This window comes from Pantoea sp. X-Soil-ISGK-259 (assembly GCF_059730705.1).
The window spans coordinates 1116194-1132890 of the sequence record NZ_AP035986.1 but is presented as its reverse complement, the minus strand read 5'-3'; the positions used below and the strand labels follow the sequence as shown (position 1 = coordinate 1132890).

Genomic DNA, 16697 nt, shown 5'->3' with positions numbered 1-16697 from the left:
GCTGCTCCCTGACGCTTAAGTTTTTAAATGGTGCCGCAAACTTTCTCGGTCAGTTCCGCAGGGAACTGCATCGAGAGCATGATGTGTTCAACCATGCTGCATTTACGACCAGTATTGGTGTTGGTGATCACCCAGTACGGCGTGCCGGGCACATGCTTCGGCTTAGTATGGGTGCCATTCTGCAACAGCGTATGCTCATCGCCTGCAAAATAGACGCGGGTACGCCCCTGCAGCGATGCAGTAGCCTCAGCAAAGGCTGCGGTATCAAGACGATAGAGCGTTGACAAAATAAGCATAAAGCGATTCACCGCCCGCTTCTGCTCCGCATATTCATCGGAAAGCAGCAGCTCACGCACCGCGCGAACACGATCCTGCGGGCGGGAACCCACAGAGGCCTGGGACTCTTTCGCTGCCTCTTTTGACGCTGGCTGAGCAGGCGAAGCAGGTGCAGTCTGACCGGCCGTGAATTTCAGCATACGACGCAGAATGTCGGATGCGCTTTCACCAATGTGTTGCGTATGGCTGGCAATATAACGGTAGAGCTCTTCGTCAACTTCAATCGTTTTCATCTTATTCCGTACGGTTCTTTCTCATGACAGAACCACCTGTTTCCTGAAAAGCACTGAGTATAGTCAGGCAATTCAAAAGGTGTGTGGGTTCTAACATCAGGATTATAAAGTTAAATTCAGGCGGGTTGTTAGCAATCAAACGGTTTACGGGCAAAAGTCAGAATATGTCCTAATGCCACCGGAACCGGCGCACCTGAAAAGGTGAAACCATGATAACCTAAGCTCAGGTCTCAAACTTAAGAACTTTGCTATGATTTTGAACGCCCGTCTGCAAACTGAACAATCCCCTCCTGATTCCCTGCCCATCCTCCTTATCCATGGTCTGTTTGGCAGCCTGGATAACCTTGGTGTGCTGGCGCGCGGGCTGAAAGATGCCGGTCCCCTGCTGCAGGTTGATGTCCGTAACCACGGTCTTTCGCCACGATCCGACGAGATGAACTACGCTGTAATGGCGCAGGATATGGTCGACACGCTGGATGCACAGGGCATCGAACGCGTCGCGGTTATCGGTCACTCGATGGGCGGTAAAATCGCGATGACCATGAGCGCGCTGGTGCCGGATCGCATTGAGCGACTGGTGATGATCGATATCGCACCGGTGGACTACCAGACCCGCCGCCACGATGAGATTTTTGCCGGTATTCGTGCCGTCACTGATGCGGGCGTTTCATCCCGCAGCGAGGCAGCCCGCATTATGCGCACGCTGATTGATGAAGAAGGGGTTATCCAGTTTCTGCTGAAGTCATTTCAGGAGGGTGAGTGGCGCTTCAATGTGCCGGTACTGTGGGATAACTACACCACGATTTCTGGCTGGCAGCCGGTTCCTGCCTGGGATCATCCCGCGTTGTTTATTCGTGGCGGCGACTCAAGCTATCTGGATAACCGCTACCGCGACGTGTTACTTCAACAGTTTCCGGCGGCTCAGGCACATGTCATTGGCGGCGCCGGGCACTGGGTTCATGCAGAGAAACCTGATGCCGTTTTGCGCAGCATTCGTCGTTTTTTTGCGCTTTAAAAGCAAATAGATGGCGGTAAAAGTTTAGGATTGGCGTCGGGAGTACGCGTGAAGTATGATGGCGCGCTAAAATTTTGCCGCTGGTCAGTTTTGCTGCGGCAATGGCCAATAATTTATAATCTGCGCGGTGAGTGTCTGGCGCCCGCCCCCATTCAGTTTTACTAAGCCATGGCAAAAGAACAGACTGACCGCACGACGCTCGATCTCTTTGCTGATGAGCGCCGCCCCGGTCGACCCAAAACCAGTCCGCTTTCGCGTGATGAACAGCTGCGCATCAACAAGCGCAACCAGCTTAAACGTGACAAAGGACGCGGACTTCGTCGTGTCGAACTGAAAATGAACAGTGAAGCCGTCGATGCACTTAATACGCTGGCAGAACAGCGTAATCTCAGCCGCAGCGAACTGATTGAACAGATGCTGCTGGCGCAGCTCAAACTGGATTGATGCGGGCAAATCGCACGCAGGAGCAAATGTCGGGGCTTTAACCGTTCACCGGTTTTCTCTCGTCTGCTATTATTCGCTGAAATGTGCTGCGGCACACATCTCATCATCAGGATTTAAGAGGTTATTTTACTCATGGCACTCGTAGGCATCTTCTTTGGCAGCGATACCGGTAATACCGAAAACATTGCAAAAATGATCCAGAAACAGCTGGGTTCAGACGTTGCAGAAGTGCATGACATCGCGAAAAGCACAAAAGAAGATCTGGAAGCATTTGATATCCTGCTGCTGGGTATTCCAACCTGGTACTACGGTGAAGCACAGTGCGACTGGGATGACTTCTTCCCGACGCTGGAAGAGATCGACTTTAATGGCAAGCTGGTGGCGTTGTTTGGCTGCGGCGATCAGGAAGATTACGCAGAGTACTTCTGTGATGCGATGGGCACTATCCGCGACATTATTGAGCCACACGGTGCCGTGATTGTCGGACACTGGCCAACTGAGGGCTACCATTTCGAAGCCTCAAAAGGTCTGGCGGATGATACCCACTTCCTGGGTCTGGCTATCGACGAAGATCGTCAGCCTGAACTGACTAACCAGCGTGTTGATCAGTGGGTTAAGCAGATTTTTGATGAACTGCAACTGAAAGAGATCATCGAAGCGTGATGGTGTCTGACTCAATGTGAGCGCCAGCTCACATTGAGGTAATGGAAATTCCTATAGAAATAATAGCCACATTTTTTTAACTTTCTCCGTTTAATCTGTAGAATACCCGCATCGATCTTCCGCTTATTTTCTCACGCGGCAAGACTAAGCGATGTACAAACAGACATCTGCCAGAATTCTCCCCGGCCCGGTGACGCCTCCCCAGCAGCCCATGATGATTCAGGCACGCCCTCTGGTTTTCATTTCATCGCTTCAGTTCTATAATGAGACGCAAATGAGAATGAGTGTAGATCGACATTCAAGGCGACAAGCCACAAAAGTGAATATTAGTAACAGGACAAAATCCGCATGACTGACAACAACACCGCATTAAAGAAGGCTGGCCTGAAAGTGACACTGCCCAGACTGAAAATTCTGGAAGTGCTTCAGGAACCTGAGTGCCATCACGTCAGTGCGGAAGATTTGTATAAACGCCTGATTGATATCGGCGAAGAGATTGGACTGGCTACCGTTTACCGTGTGCTTAACCAGTTCGATGACGCCGGTATTGTGACGCGCCACAATTTTGAAGGCGGCAAATCGGTCTTCGAACTGACGCAGCAGCATCATCACGATCACCTGATCTGCCTGGATTGCGGCAAGGTTATTGAGTTCAGCGACGAGTCTATCGAAACGCGTCAGCGTGAAATCGCAACCCGCCACGGCATCAAGCTCACTAACCACAGCCTCTATCTTTACGGACACTGCACACTGGGCGATTGCCGGGAAAATGAAACCCTGCACGACCAGTAACGCGAGCTGAAATAAAAAAACCGGTGAATTCACCGGTTTTTTTTCGTCTGATGTCTGCTGTCAGTCAGGCGACCAGCGTCTCCTGCAGATAACGCCAGCGCGGAATAGAGCTACTGCAATCGAGAATGGCCAGCGAGATGCGGCTATTGTTATTGCCATTCATCATCTGCATTTCGCGATACTGCACGGTGATCTCTTTATCATGATGAGAGAGGATCACATGTTCGCAGGTGGCAATGCGCATCCCTTCCCGCTGCCCCTGCAACTGCCGGAAAAGATCCTCGACCTCGTTCAGATTGTACTCTTTGCCTTTAGGGGTCACCATGCGGAATTCAGGATGAAAATAGGACATCAGCAGCTCAAAACTGTCGTCTGATCCGGCGGGCTTATTAAAAATACGTTCAATGAGCTGATGTAAAACGACGACACTGTGTTTGGCTTCCTGGGCGAGAATGGTCATATTTTTTCCTTCTGTAACCCGCTGTGCAACCTCTGAGAGCGCATAGCCTACCTGAAAGCTGCTAATTCACATCCTGAAATTGATTAATTTTTTTAAACTCAGATTTCTCTCACAGTATGGCATTTAATGGATTGCAGTTAGTTCAGAACAAACGTCGGTAATGGTCGAAATAGGGACAATAAAAAAGGGCGATAAATCGCCCTTTTGTCATTTTATGAGGTCAGCCTCAACACGTTATTCGCCGGCTTTCGTCCAGGTATCACGAAGACCAACGGTACGGTTGAATACCAACTGCGAGGGCGTAGAGTAAACGCTGTCGGCGCAGAAATAACCTTCACGTTCAAACTGGAACGGTGTGGTCGGTTCTACATCGCGCAGGCTCGGTTCCACAAAGCCCTGTTTAATCGCCAGTGACTCAGGGTTGATTACCGCCAGGAAGTCCTCAGCCGCACCCGGGTTTGGCACGCTGAACAGGCGGTCATACAGACGGAACTCAGCAGGCTGCGCGTGATCGGCAGAGACCCAGTGAATCACGCCTTTGACCTTACGGCCATCAGCAGGATCTTTGCTCAGCGTATCAACATCGCTGGTGCAATAGATGCAGGTGATGTTGCCCGCTTCATCTTTAGCAATTCGCTCAGCACGAATCACGTAGGCGTTGCGCAGGCGAACTTCTTTGCCCAGCACCAGACGTTTATATTGCTTGTTCGCCTCTTCACGGAAATCTGCACGGTCGATCCAGATCTCGCGGCTGAACGGCACTTCACGCGTGCCCATCTCCGGCTTACCCGGATGATTGGGCATGGTGAGGGTTTCGCTGTGACCCGCTGGCAGGTTTTCGATCACCACTTTTAGCGGATCGAGCACCGCCATGGCACGTGGTGCATTCTCGTTAAGATCATCGCGAATACAGGATTCCAGCGAGGCCATCTCCACGATGTTATCCTGTTTGGTCACGCCAATACGACGGCAGAACTCACGGATAGAGGCTGCGGTGTAACCGCGACGACGCAGACCTGAAACGGTCAGCATGCGCGGATCGTCCCAGCCTTCTACGTGCTTCTCGGTCACCAGCTGAGTGAGTTTGCGTTTCGACATCACCGCATACTCCAGATTCAGACGCGAGAACTCGTACTGGCGCGGATGAACCGGAATGGTGATGTTATCCAGCACCCAGTCATAGAGACGGCGGTTGTCCTGAAACTCCAGCGTACACAGTGAGTGCGTGATGCCTTCCAGCGCATCGGAGATGCAGTGGGTAAAGTCATACATCGGATAGATGCACCACTTGTTACCCGTCTGGTGGTGTTCTGCGAACTTGATGCGGTACAGCACCGGATCACGCATCACGATGAAACTAGAGGCCATGTCGATTTTGGCACGCAGACAGGCGCTGCCTTCGGCAAACTCACCGTTGCGCATTTTCTCAAACAGCGCCAGGTTCTCTTCCACGCTGCGATCGCGATAAGGGCTGTTTTTGCCAGGCTCTTTCAGGGTGCCGCGATATTCGCGAATCTCATCCGGACTGAGTTCATCAACGTAAGCCAGACCTTTAGAAATCAGCTCGATGGCATAATTGTAGAGCTGATCAAAATAGTTTGATGAGTAACAGACCTCACCGCTCCACTCAAAACCCAGCCACTGGACGTCACGCTTAATGGATTCAACAAATTCCATATCCTCTTTAACCGGATTGGTATCGTCGAAACGCAGGTTGCATTGCCCCTGATAATCCTGGGCGATGCCAAAATTCAGACAGATCGATTTCGCATGACCAATATGCAGATAGCCATTGGGCTCTGGCGGGAAACGGGTATGCACGCTGCTGTGCTTACCGCTCGCCAAATCTTCGTCAATGATCTGACGAATAAAGTTAGTTGGGCGGGCTTCAGCCTCACTCATCTCAAAAATCCTCAATACGAATAACGGGTGATTTGTACCACGAAGTAACGGAGTATGATCCACAAAGCGTCTGAGGGAAACAACCGTTTGTTAAGCCTTTAAAACAAAAAAGGCAGGAATCGCTTCCTGCCCGTGGGGTTCTGTTGCGGGGATTAGCCTTTCACTTCGTATAGCGGGGTTTCACCGGCTACCACCTGGCCGCGAGCCAGTAATGTCAGCCCTGCGAAGTCATCGCTGTTACTGACCACGACCGGACTCACCATTGAGCGGGCGTTCGCGTTCAGGAATTCAAGGTCCATCTCCAGCACCGGCTGACCGGCGACCACGCTGGCCCCCTCTTCTGCCAGACGGGTAAAGCCTTTACCTTCCAGCGCTACGGTATCCAGCCCCATATGCACCACAATCTCTACACCATTCTCCGTTTCCAGACAGAAGGCGTGATTGGTGTTGAAGATTTTAACCAGCGTACCCGCTATCGGTGCCACGACCCATTTGTCGCTGGGTTTGATCGCCAGACCGTCACCCACCGCTTTGCTGGCGAAGGCTTCATCCGGCACATCATCCAGTGCCACGACTTCACCGCTGACTGGTGCCAGCAGGGTTGCGATGACACGCTTCTCACTGTTCAGCACCGCCTGCGGTGCTACAGCCGGCTCAGTCGGTGCGCTGCTGGCTGTCGCTGCAGCAACCGGACCCTTGGTCAGCACTTTTTTCATGGCCGAGGCGATGCTTTCTGCCTGGGTGCCCACGATGATCTGCACGCTCTGTTTGTTAAGACGAATCACGCCGGACGCACCAAGACGCTTCGCCACACCTTCATTAACCTGAGCGGAATCATTCACATTAAGACGCAGACGGGTGATACAGGCATCGATGCTGGTTAAGTTCTCTGAACCACCCACTGCACCGATGTAACGGCGCGCCAGTGATTCAGTCGCCGTTTCACCATTGTCGGTTTTATCCACGTTGACGTCGTAACCATCACTTTCATCACCGTCAACCGCCAGCTCACGGCCTGGCGTCATCAGGTTGAATTTTTTAATCGTGAAGCGGAACACGACATAGTAGATAGCGAAGAAGACCAGCCCCTGCGGAATCAGCATGTACCAGTGTGTCGCGAGAGGATTACGGGTCGACAGCACCATATCCACCAGCCCGGCGCTGAAACCAAATCCGGCAATCCAGTGCATACTGGCAGCGATAAAGACAGAGAGACCGGTCAGAACGGCGTGGATCAGATAGAGCACCGGCGCCACGAACATAAAGGAGAATTCCAGCGGTTCGGTGATACCCGTAAAGAAGGCAGCAAACGCAGCAGCCAGCATAATACTCCCCACTTTGACGCGGTTCTCTGGACGCGCACAGTGGTAGATAGCCAGTGCTGCACCCGGCAGACCAAACATCATAATCGGGAAAAAGCCCGCCTGATAACGACCGGTAATCCCTACGGTTGCGGTTCCGTCAGCCAGTGACTGCGCACCGCCAAGGAATTTAGGAATGTCATTAATACCTGCAACGTCAAACCAGAACACGGAGTTCAGCGCGTGATGCAGACCGACCGGAATCAGCAGGCGGTTGAAGAAGGCATAGATGCCGGCACCGACAGAGCCCAGCTTCTGGATGTGTTCACCAAAGCTGACCAGGCCGTTAAACACAACTGGCCAGATGTACATCAGGATAAAAGCGACGAAGATCATCAGGAACGAAACCAGAATCGGCACCAGCCGCCGTCCGCTGAAGAAGGAGAGCGCTTTAGGCAGCTCAACATGGCTGAAGCGGTTATAGACTTCTGCTGACAGGATACCGACCAGAATACCGACAAACTGATTCTCAATTTTGCCAAACGCTGCAGGTACCTGAGCTAAAGGAATTTTCTGAATCATGGCCACCGCGGCCGGTGAGCAAAGCGTGGTGACCACCAGGAATCCGACAAAGCCGGTCAGGGCTGCCGCACCATCTTTATCTTTTGACATGCCATAGGCGATACCAATCGCAAACAGGACTGACATGTGCTCAATGATGGCAGAACCTGATTTGATCAGTAAGGCAGCCAGCGCATTGCCTGCACCCCAGCTGTCTGGATCAATCCAGTAGCCAACCCCCATTAGTATTGCTGCTGCTGGCAGGGTAGCGACCGGCACCATCAGTGCACGCCCCACCTTTTGTAAGTAACCTAACATAACCCTTCCCCCTATGAGCCTGACTTGTCGCTTTGCGCTGCTTAATGTTGTTGTGTCAGCTGCAAAGATCGTTAATACACTTCATATCACGCAGCGAAGTGTAATAATAAATTAATTCGCTTCGCAAATTAAAACCCTGCCAGATGTGATTTTTATCACTAAAAAACATCGTGTCATACGGCAACATCTGGCAATGACTGCAAACTTATTTTATGATCCGAAATATTGAATTGCGCTCCGCCCGTGGCGAGAATAGAAAATCTGCTCAGGCTGATGAGTAACGCAACGGTTTAGCGATCCCCTTTCCATTTTCTAATGAGGTGAAACATGAGACTGATTCCTTTAGCGACGCCAACCCAGGTAGGCAAATGGGCCGCCCGACATATTGTTAACCGCATCAATGCATTTAATCCGACGGCGGATAAACCTTTTGTTCTGGGTCTGCCGACCGGCGGTACACCCCTGGAGGCGTACAAGCACCTGATTGATATGCACAAAGCGGGCCAGGTCAGTTTTAAGCATGTCGTCACCTTCAATATGGACGAATATGTTGGCCTGCCGAAAGAGCATCCGGAAAGCTATCACAGTTTCATGTATCGCAATTTCTTTGATCACGTTGATATTCAACCGGAAAATATCAACCTGCTGAATGGTAATGCGCCGGATATTGACGCAGAATGTCGTCAGTACGAAGAGAAAATTCGCACGCTGGGTAAAATTCACCTGTTTATGGGCGGTGTCGGTAACGACGGTCATATCGCCTTTAACGAGCCGGCTTCTTCACTGGCCTCCCGTACCCGCATTAAAACCCTGACGCATGACACCCGCGTGGCAAACTCTCGCTTCTTTAACGGCGATGTTGATCAGGTGCCTAAATATGCCCTTACCGTGGGCGTCGGTACGCTGCTGGATGCAGAAGAAGTGATGATTCTGGTTACCGGCCATGTTAAAGCGCAGGCACTGCAGGCGGCGGTCGAAGGCAACGTGAATCATATGTGGACAATCAGCTGTCTGCAGCTGCATGCCAAATCGGTGGTGGTCTGTGATGAACCCGCCACCATGGAACTGAAAGTGAAAACCGTGAAATATTTCCGCGAAATGGAAGCGGAAAATATGAAAGGCGTGTAACAGAACATTGTCGTGCCCTGCTGTTACGCTGAGTGACAGCAGGCCAGGACGGGAGAAAAGAGATGTACGCATTAGTAAACGGTCGAATTTACAGTGGCCATGAGGTTCTGGACAATCATGCCGTCGTGGTGGCTGACGGGCTTATTGCACGCGTCTGCCCGCGTGAATCGCTCCCGGCCAATATTGAGCAGCGGGATATGGCGGGCGCGATGATTGCGCCAGGTTTTATCGATCTTCAGCTCAACGGCTGCGGCGGTGTGCAGTTCAATGACAGCCTGGATGCACTGAGTATCGAAACCCTGGAAACGATGCAGCGCGCCAATGAGAAGTCTGGCTGCACCAGCTTTTTACCGACGCTGATTACCAGCAGCGATGCCCTGATGAAGCGTGCGATTGAAACCATGCGCGCCTATCTGCAGAAACATCAGCATCAGGCCCTGGGTCTGCATCTGGAAGGGCCCTGGCTGAGTAAGGCGAAAAAAGGCACCCACGATCCGGCGCTGATTCGCCTGCCGGATGCTGCGATGGTGCAGTATCTTTGTGACAACGCAGACGTCATCACCAAAGTCACGCTGGCACCGGAAAACGCCGGCAGCGAGGTGATTCGTCAGCTGACAGACGCCAGAATCATCGTTTCAGCGGGTCACTCGAATGCGACTTATGAAGAGGCGAAAGCGGGTTTTTCTGCTGGCGTGCGTTTCGCAACGCACCTCTACAACGCCATGCCGGCATTTGCCGGCCGTGAACCCGGGCTTATCGGTGCGCTGTTTGATTCACCTGATGTATACTGCGGCATTATTGCGGATGGTTTACATGTACATTACGCTAACGTACGGAATGCAAAGCGCATTAAAGGCGACAAACTGGTGCTGGTAACGGATGCCACTGCCCCCGCTGGTGCTGACATCAGCGAGTTTATTTTTGCAGGCAAAACAATCTATTATCGTGATGGGCTTTGTGTCGACGAAAACGGCACATTAAGTGGTTCTGCCCTGACGATGATCGAAGCGGTACAAAACAGCGTCGAGCATGTGGGTATCGCACTGGATGAAGCGTTGCGCATGGCATCACTTTACCCGGCACGGGCGATGGGCGTGGAAAGGCAGTTGGGCTCGATCGAAGCAGGAAAAATCGCGAACCTGACTGTGTTTACGCGCGACTTTAAAATCATTAAGACGTTTGTCAACGGAGACGACGTCCTGAGCGAGTAAGCACTGAATGACCACTGGCGGCCAGTCACAAATAGGAAATGTCGATCTTGTTAAGCAACTCAATAGCGCAGCGGTTTACCGGCTGATTGATCAACAGGGGCCGATATCGCGCATTCAGATTGCTGAACTCAGTCAGCTTGCCCCCGCCAGTGTCACCAAAATTACCCGCCAGTTGATTGAGCGCGGCCTGATCAAAGAGGTAGACCAGCAGGCCTCTACCGGTGGTCGCCGCGCCATTTCGATTATTACTGAAACCCGCCATTTCCATACCATCGGCGTCCGTCTCGGACGCAATGATGCCACCCTGACCCTGTTCGACCTCAGTGGTAAATCACTGGCACAGGAAGATTACGCCCTGCCGGAGCGCACTCAGGAGACGCTGGAACATGCGCTGTTTAACGCTATCAGCAGCTTCATTGAGCAGCACCAGCGCAAAATACGCGAGCTGATCGCGATTTCCGTTATCCTGCCAGGGCTGGTCGATCCGATTAACGGCGTCATCCGCTATATGCCGCATATTTCCGTCAGCCACTGGCCGCTGGTCGCCAGCCTGAAAAAACGTTTCAACGTCACGAGCTTTGTCGGCCACGATATCCGCAGTCTGGCCCTGGCCGAGCACTACTTCGGTGCAAGCCGCGACTGTGCAGACTCAATTCTGGTGCGCTTACACCGTGGCACCGGTGCCGGCATTATTGCTAACGGCCATATCTTTCTTGGCAGCAACGGCAACGTCGGCGAGATCGGCCATATTCAGGTCGATCCCCTTGGTGAACGCTGCCACTGCGGCAACTTTGGCTGCCTTGAAACCATTGCCGCCAACGGCGCCATTGAAAATCGGGTGCGACATCTGTTGAGTCAGGGCCATCCCAGCACGCTGACGCTGGAGGCGAGCCAGATGTCTCATATCTGCAAAGCGGCCAATCAGGGTGATGCGCTGGCGTGTGAAGTGATCGAGCATGTGGGCCGTTATCTTGGCAAAGCGATCGCAATCGCAATCAACCTGTTTAATCCACAAAAAGTGGTGCTGGCGGGTGAGATCACAGAGGCCGAAAAAGTGCTGCTGCCCGCTATCGAAGGCTGTATCAATACCCAGGCCTTAGCCGCCTTTCGCAAAAATCTGCCGGTTGTGCGCTCCACCCTGGATCATCGTTCTGCCATTGGCGCGTTTGCGCTCGCCAAACGTGCCATGCTTAACGGCATTCTGCTGCAACATCTTCTTGAAGACTAAGCTAACCCGCTGCTGTGGCGGGCCACATCGGATCTGACTATGACCATTAAAAGCGTAATTTGTGATATCGATGGCGTGCTGATGCACGACAACACGGCCGTTCCCGGCGCGCAGGAATTTTTACAGCGCATTCTGGCCAAAGAGATGCCGCTGGTGGTGCTGACAAACTATCCCTCGCAAACCGAGCAGGATCTGGCTAACCGTTTTGCCTCGGCCGGTGTTGAGGTTCCTGAATCCGTTTTCTATACCTCGGCAATGGCCACAGCCGATTTCCTGCGCCGTCAGGAAGGCAAAAAGGCCTATGTCATTGGTGAGGGCGCGCTGATTCACGAACTCTACAAAGCGGGCTTTACGATTACTGATGTGAATCCCGACTTCGTGATTGTCGGTGAGACACGCTCGTTTAACTGGGACATGATGCATAAAGCGGCTTTTTTCGTGGCTAGCGGCGCTCGCTTCATTGCTACTAACCCGGATACGCATGCGCGCGGTTTTATTCCTGCCTGTGGCGCGCTCTGTGCGGGTATCGAGAAAATCTCTGGTCGTCGCCCGTTTGTTGTTGGCAAACCCAGCCCCTACATCATGCGCGCCGCGCTGAACAAAATGCAGGCTCACTCTGAAGAGACGGTCATTGTTGGCGACAATCTGCGAACCGATATTCTGGCCGGTTTTCAGGCGGGTCTGGAGACGGTGCTGGTTCTCTCTGGCGTCTCCACGCTGACGGATATTGATGCTATGCCGTTCCGCCCGGACTGGATCTACCCTTCTGTTGCCGATATTGACCTGTTCTGATTCATTTCTCTTATGACGCATCCGGCTAATCTGTGATGCGTCCCCCTTTTTTTCCCCTGTTCCCGCGGGTTTCACTGCCTGTTTTTTGTTCACAAAAGCCATTCCATTGCTGATCCATCAATAAAACAACGTTTAAATTATCGTTTATTCAAAATTATTGCCATGTGAACAATATTTTTATCAGTAAATCACGATTCCTCTTGCATTGAATACACTAAATAGCGCATTTTCTTATGTATCACGCAGCGACAGGCTGCCGGACAAACGTAAAAGATAACATCGCCGTAAGGTGAGCTCAGGAGTCAGTTATGTGTTCAATTTTTGGTGTGCTGGATCTGAAAACCGATCCTGTTGAGCTGCGCAAAAAAGCGCTGGAATGTTCACGCTTAATGCGTCATCGCGGCCCGGACTGGTCAGGCGTCTTCGCCGATGATCATGCTATTCTGGCGCATGAACGCCTCTCAATTGTTGACGTTAACAATGGCGCACAGCCGCTGTACAACGCCGATCACACCCACGTACTGGCGGTTAACGGCGAAATTTACAACCATCAGGCACTGCGCGCTGAACTCAGCGATCGCTACGAATTTCAGACCGGTTCTGACTGTGAAGTCATTCTGGCGCTCTATCAGGAGAAAGGTGTCGATTTCCTCGACGAGCTGGAAGGCATGTTCGCCTTTATCCTCTATGACACCGTTAAAAAAACCTGGCTGATTGGTCGCGACCACATTGGCATCATCCCGCTCTATATGGGTAACGATGAGCACGGCAACCTGTTTGTTGCTTCAGAAATGAAAGCGCTGGTGCCAGCCTGCCGTTCCATCAAAGAATTCCCGCCGGGAAGCTATCTCTCCAGCACCGATGGTGAAATCCGTCGTTACTGGCAGCGTGACTGGATGGAATACAAAAACGTTGAGCACAACACCACCGACGCCGCTGGCCTGAAGCATGCGCTGGAAGAGTCCGTGAAAAGCCACCTGATGTCAGATGTACCTTACGGTGTGCTGCTGTCAGGCGGTCTGGACTCCTCCATCATTTCAGCTGTGACCAAGCGTTTTGCAGCAAAGCGGGTTGAGGATCAGGACAAAAGTGATGCCTGGTGGCCGCAACTGCACTCCTTCGCAGTCGGACTGGAAGGTTCACCCGATTTAAAAGCGGCGAAAACCGTAGCGGAGCATCTGGGCACCGTGCACCACGAAATTCATTTCACCGTTCAGGAAGGACTGGATGCGATTCGGGATGTGATTTATCACATTGAAACTTATGACGTCACTACTATTCGCGCCTCTACGCCGATGTACTTAATGTCGCGTAAAATCAAAGCGATGGGCATTAAGATGGTGCTGTCTGGCGAAGGCGCAGATGAAGTCTTCGGCGGCTATCTCTATTTCCATAAGGCGCCAAACGCCAAAGAGTTCCACGAAGAAAACGTGCGTAAACTGCAGGCGCTGCATATGTTCGACTGCGCCCGTGCTAACAAAGCGATGTCAGCCTGGGGCGTTGAGGCACGTGTACCCTTCCTGGATAAAAAATTCCTGGATGTGGCGATGCGGATTAACCCGGCCGACAAAATGTGTGGCAGCAACGGTAAAATGGAGAAGCACATTCTGCGTGAATGTTTCTCCTCTTACCTGCCAGAGAGCGTGGCGTGGCGTCAGAAAGAGCAGTTCTCGGATGGCGTGGGGTACAGCTGGATCGACTCACTGAAAGAAGTCGCGGCGAAGCAAATCAGCGATCAGCAGCTGGCAACCGCCCACTTCCGTTTCCCGTTCAACACGCCAGGTTCGAAAGAAGCGTATCTTTATCGTGAGATCTTCGAAGAGCTGTTCCCATTAGCGAGCGCGGCAGAATGTGTGCCTGGTGGTCCATCGGTCGCCTGCTCTTCTGCCAAAGCAATTGAGTGGGATGAAGCGTTTAAAAACATGGACGATCCATCCGGACGTGCCGTCGGTGTGCATCAGTCAGCTTACAAATAAGCAGGCAGAGAGCCGTCAGAATGGGCCCGCTGCGGCCCATTTTTTTTACGATTAGCGTTGTATTCACTGAAAAATTGCCGAATAAACCGCCAGGCTGGTTATAAGCCAGTCAAACAGCAATTATCTGGCAAAAAACGGTAAAAAACTTGTTGACGCTGTCTGGTCAACTCCGCATAATGCGCCCCGCAACGCCGATGAAGGTAACGCGAAAAAAAGATGGCTACGTAGCTCAGCTGGTTAGAGCACAGCACTCATAATGCTGGGGTCACAGGTTCGATTCCCGTCGTAGCCACCATCTTTTTTTGCGGGAGTGGCGAAATTGGTAGACGCACCAGATTTAGGTTCTGGCGCCGCAAGGTGTGCGAGTTCAAGTCTCGCCTCCCGCACCATTTCATTATTCGGCAGCGTGGATGGGATATCGCCAAGCGGTAAGGCACCGGTTTTTGATACCGGCATTCCCTGGTTCGAATCCAGGTATCCCAGCCAATTTCGATGATTCTTGTATGCTGAGAACGGACGAATGGGATATCGCCAAGCGGTAAGGCACCGGTTTTTGATACCGGCATTCCCTGGTTCGAATCCAGGTATCCCAGCCATCATTGAAAAATGCAGTACAATTAGGCTACGTAGCTCAGCTGGTTAGAGCACAGCACTCATAATGCTGGGGTCACAGGTTCGATTCCCGTCGTAGCCACCATATAATTGGGGTGTCGCCAAGCGGTAAGGCACTGGTTTCTGATACCAGCATTCCGGGGTTCGAATCCCTGCACCCCAGCCATACAAAGACAATTTGAAAAACACCATTATTGGGGTGTCGCCAAGCGGTAAGGCACTGGTTTCTGATACCAGCATTCCGGGGTTCGAATCCCTGCACCCCAGCCAAATTGCACAACCAGGCCCGCTTTTGCGGGCTTTGTTGTTTTTGTCCCTTCTGAAACGTTCCACGCTTCCTGATTGCCGGCCCGCCCTGCGGCGAGCCTCAATGCGCAATGGTCTATAAACCCAGTGCGTATCGTAATACCTGTCGCTTCAGGACACCGGAATGCTCGGCAGCAATCAGTCCGAGATTACGCGCGAAGCGCAGTGGTGCCAGCTGATTGCTGAAAGCAAAGTAAAAGAGATCCATTCCGCCCTGCATCAGCATATTGTCTTTACGACGCTGCCGGTGATAGCGCTGCAATATCCGCTCTGACGCCCAGTCTTCCGCCGCACCGCGTGCGCTGACCAGCACCTCAATCAACGCATCAATATCGCGATAGCCAAGATTCACGCCCTGCCCGGCCAGCGGGTTAATGGTATGCGCGGCATCGCCAACCAGCGCCAGTCCTGGCAGGACATAGCGTGAAGCATGGCGACGCACCAGCGGAAAACCCCCTGCCGCATGGGCTTTGAAACGTCCCAGCCGCGCCGGGAAGTGGCTGGCAATCTCTTTTTCCAGCTGGGCCATCGGCATCGTCTGCAGCTGACGCACTCTTGCAGGCGCGTCGTACCAGACCAGTGAGGCGCGATTGCCATACAGCGGCAGGAAGGCGCGCGGCCCCTGCGGCGTAAAGTGCTGCCAGGTGGCATCTCCTGCCGGATGTTCGCAGGTCACGCTGATCAGTAAACAGGACTGCGCATAGCTCCAGCCATGAATCCCGATTCCGGCCATCTGCCGCACCTGTGAGTTCGCACCATCTGCGCCAACCACCAGCCGGGTGTGTAAGGCCACGCCGTCGTTAAGATCAACGCGCCAGCCGCCATTTTCTGGCTGCAGATTTTCCAGCGTGGCCGGACAATAGCAGGTCACGCCCAGCGACTGCATCTCCTCCCACAACGCCCGCTGAAGCACGCTGTTCTCAACCATAAAACCCAGTTCAGGTAAGCCCAGCGAGGCAGCATCAAAACTTACCTGCGCCGCTTGCCACTCCCAGGTTTCCAGTCGCCGATAGGGCGCGCTGCGCATCGCGTCTACCCGCGGCCAGACGTTAAGTTGCTTCAGTAACGCTACCGAGGAGGATCCGATCGCTGAAATTCGCAAATCGGGATCGCTGTCGGCCTCAAATGGAGCGGGTTCGGCACGCTCAATGACCGCCACGCGAAAATGTTGCTGTGTCAGTCCACAGGCCAGCGCAGCACCGACCATGCCACCGCCGACAATCACGACATCAAACTGATTATCCTGCATTGCTTATATCCCTCTCTTATTCCCGCCAGCCTGCGCAACACGGGTCTGAATAGAGCAAAGTGTACCGGAAAACCCGAAGGCTGGCAGAAAAGCCCTCAGGCTGGTCACAACAGCATCAAAGCATTACAATACGCGCCCCTCACTTCACTGCACTGAATCAATGGCTAGCG

Annotated in this window: 14 protein-coding genes and 7 tRNA genes; 16 read left to right on the top strand and 5 right to left on the bottom strand. The window is 52.7% G+C overall.

The features are described 5' to 3' along the window. Positions 1-23 precede the first annotated feature (23 nt). Positions 24-569, bottom strand: a complete 546-nt coding sequence (gene seqA, locus AC6I77_RS05210; RefSeq protein ID WP_008925010.1) for a replication initiation negative regulator SeqA — start codon at positions 567-569, stop codon at positions 24-26. 250 nt (positions 570-819) lie between these two features. On the opposite strand from seqA, the gene ybfF reads away from it, so the two are divergent. The 4 genes from ybfF to fur all read left to right on the top strand — a co-directional run bounded on the left by ybfF (position 820) and on the right by fur (position 3483). Next, a complete protein-coding gene (gene ybfF, locus AC6I77_RS05205; RefSeq protein ID WP_003852814.1) occupies positions 820-1584 on the top strand; it encodes an esterase in 765 nt (254 codons plus the stop codon). Between the two features lie 168 nt (positions 1585-1752). Beyond that, positions 1753-2028 (top strand): LexA regulated protein, encoded by a 276-nt coding sequence (gene ybfE, locus AC6I77_RS05200; RefSeq protein WP_003852811.1) that lies wholly within the window; start codon positions 1753-1755, stop codon positions 2026-2028. A gap of 132 nt (positions 2029-2160) precedes the next feature. Next, on the top strand, positions 2161-2691 hold the full coding sequence (fldA, locus tag AC6I77_RS05195; RefSeq protein WP_003852808.1) for a flavodoxin FldA: 531 nt from the start codon (positions 2161-2163) through the stop codon (positions 2689-2691). Between the two features lie 348 nt (positions 2692-3039). Further along, positions 3040-3483 (top strand): ferric iron uptake transcriptional regulator, encoded by a 444-nt coding sequence (gene fur, locus AC6I77_RS05190; RefSeq protein ID WP_003852805.1) that lies wholly within the window; start codon positions 3040-3042, stop codon positions 3481-3483. 64 nt (positions 3484-3547) lie between these two features. On the opposite strand, the gene AC6I77_RS05185 is transcribed toward fur, so the two are convergent. From AC6I77_RS05185 to nagE, 3 genes are all read right to left on the bottom strand, one after another. Further along, positions 3548-3943 (bottom strand): hypothetical protein, encoded by a 396-nt coding sequence (locus AC6I77_RS05185; RefSeq protein ID WP_154925913.1) that lies wholly within the window; start codon positions 3941-3943, stop codon positions 3548-3550. A 234-nt stretch (positions 3944-4177) separates the two neighbouring features. Next, positions 4178-5845 (bottom strand): glutamine--tRNA ligase, encoded by a 1668-nt coding sequence (gene glnS, locus AC6I77_RS05180; protein WP_008925009.1) that lies wholly within the window; start codon positions 5843-5845, stop codon positions 4178-4180. 152 nt (positions 5846-5997) lie between these two features. Then, positions 5998-8025: an N-acetylglucosamine-specific PTS transporter subunit IIBC gene (gene nagE, locus AC6I77_RS05175; RefSeq protein ID WP_078804196.1), complete on the bottom strand. Its 2028-nt coding sequence runs from the start codon at positions 8023-8025 to the stop codon at positions 5998-6000. 327 nt (positions 8026-8352) lie between these two features. Between nagE and nagB the strand changes: the two genes are divergently transcribed. The 12 genes from nagB (at position 8353) to AC6I77_RS05115 (ending at position 15242) form a co-directional block, all read left to right on the top strand. Next, positions 8353-9153, top strand: coding sequence for a glucosamine-6-phosphate deaminase (nagB, locus tag AC6I77_RS05170; protein WP_003852796.1), 801 nt, complete (start codon positions 8353-8355; stop codon positions 9151-9153). Positions 9154-9215: 62 nt separating this feature from the next. Then, positions 9216-10364, top strand: coding sequence for an N-acetylglucosamine-6-phosphate deacetylase (nagA, locus tag AC6I77_RS05165; protein WP_039659169.1), 1149 nt, complete (start codon positions 9216-9218; stop codon positions 10362-10364). A 7-nt stretch (positions 10365-10371) separates the two neighbouring features. Then, positions 10372-11592: a DNA-binding transcriptional regulator NagC gene (nagC, locus tag AC6I77_RS05160; RefSeq protein ID WP_003852792.1), complete on the top strand. Its 1221-nt coding sequence runs from the start codon at positions 10372-10374 to the stop codon at positions 11590-11592. Positions 11593-11631: 39 nt separating this feature from the next. Beyond that, the gene (locus tag AC6I77_RS05155; protein WP_078804195.1) at positions 11632-12384 is read left to right on the top strand and encodes an HAD-IIA family hydrolase; all 753 of its coding nucleotides are present in this window, start codon (positions 11632-11634) and stop codon (positions 12382-12384) included. A gap of 308 nt (positions 12385-12692) precedes the next feature. After that, complete coding sequence (gene asnB / locus AC6I77_RS05150) at positions 12693-14360, top strand: asparagine synthase B (RefSeq protein WP_003852788.1); 1668 nt, start codon at positions 12693-12695, stop codon at positions 14358-14360. 218 nt (positions 14361-14578) lie between these two features. Continuing rightward, positions 14579-14655, top strand: a tRNA-Met gene (locus tag AC6I77_RS05145). Positions 14656-14664: 9 nt separating this feature from the next. Further along, a tRNA-Leu gene (locus tag AC6I77_RS05140) sits at positions 14665-14749 on the top strand. 22 nt (positions 14750-14771) lie between these two features. Beyond that, positions 14772-14846, top strand: a tRNA-Gln gene (locus tag AC6I77_RS05135). 35 nt (positions 14847-14881) lie between these two features. After that, positions 14882-14956 (top strand) — tRNA-Gln (locus tag AC6I77_RS05130). Positions 14957-14980: 24 nt separating this feature from the next. Continuing rightward, positions 14981-15057, top strand: a tRNA-Met gene (locus tag AC6I77_RS05125). 6 nt (positions 15058-15063) lie between these two features. Beyond that, positions 15064-15138 (top strand) — tRNA-Gln (locus AC6I77_RS05120). A 29-nt stretch (positions 15139-15167) separates the two neighbouring features. Then, positions 15168-15242 (top strand) — tRNA-Gln (locus AC6I77_RS05115). Between the two features lie 112 nt (positions 15243-15354). Here AC6I77_RS05115 and ubiF read toward each other — a convergent pair. Then, positions 15355-16527: a 3-demethoxyubiquinol 3-hydroxylase gene (gene ubiF / locus AC6I77_RS05110; protein ID WP_003853990.1), complete on the bottom strand. Its 1173-nt coding sequence runs from the start codon at positions 16525-16527 to the stop codon at positions 15355-15357. Positions 16528-16697 lie beyond the last annotated feature (170 nt).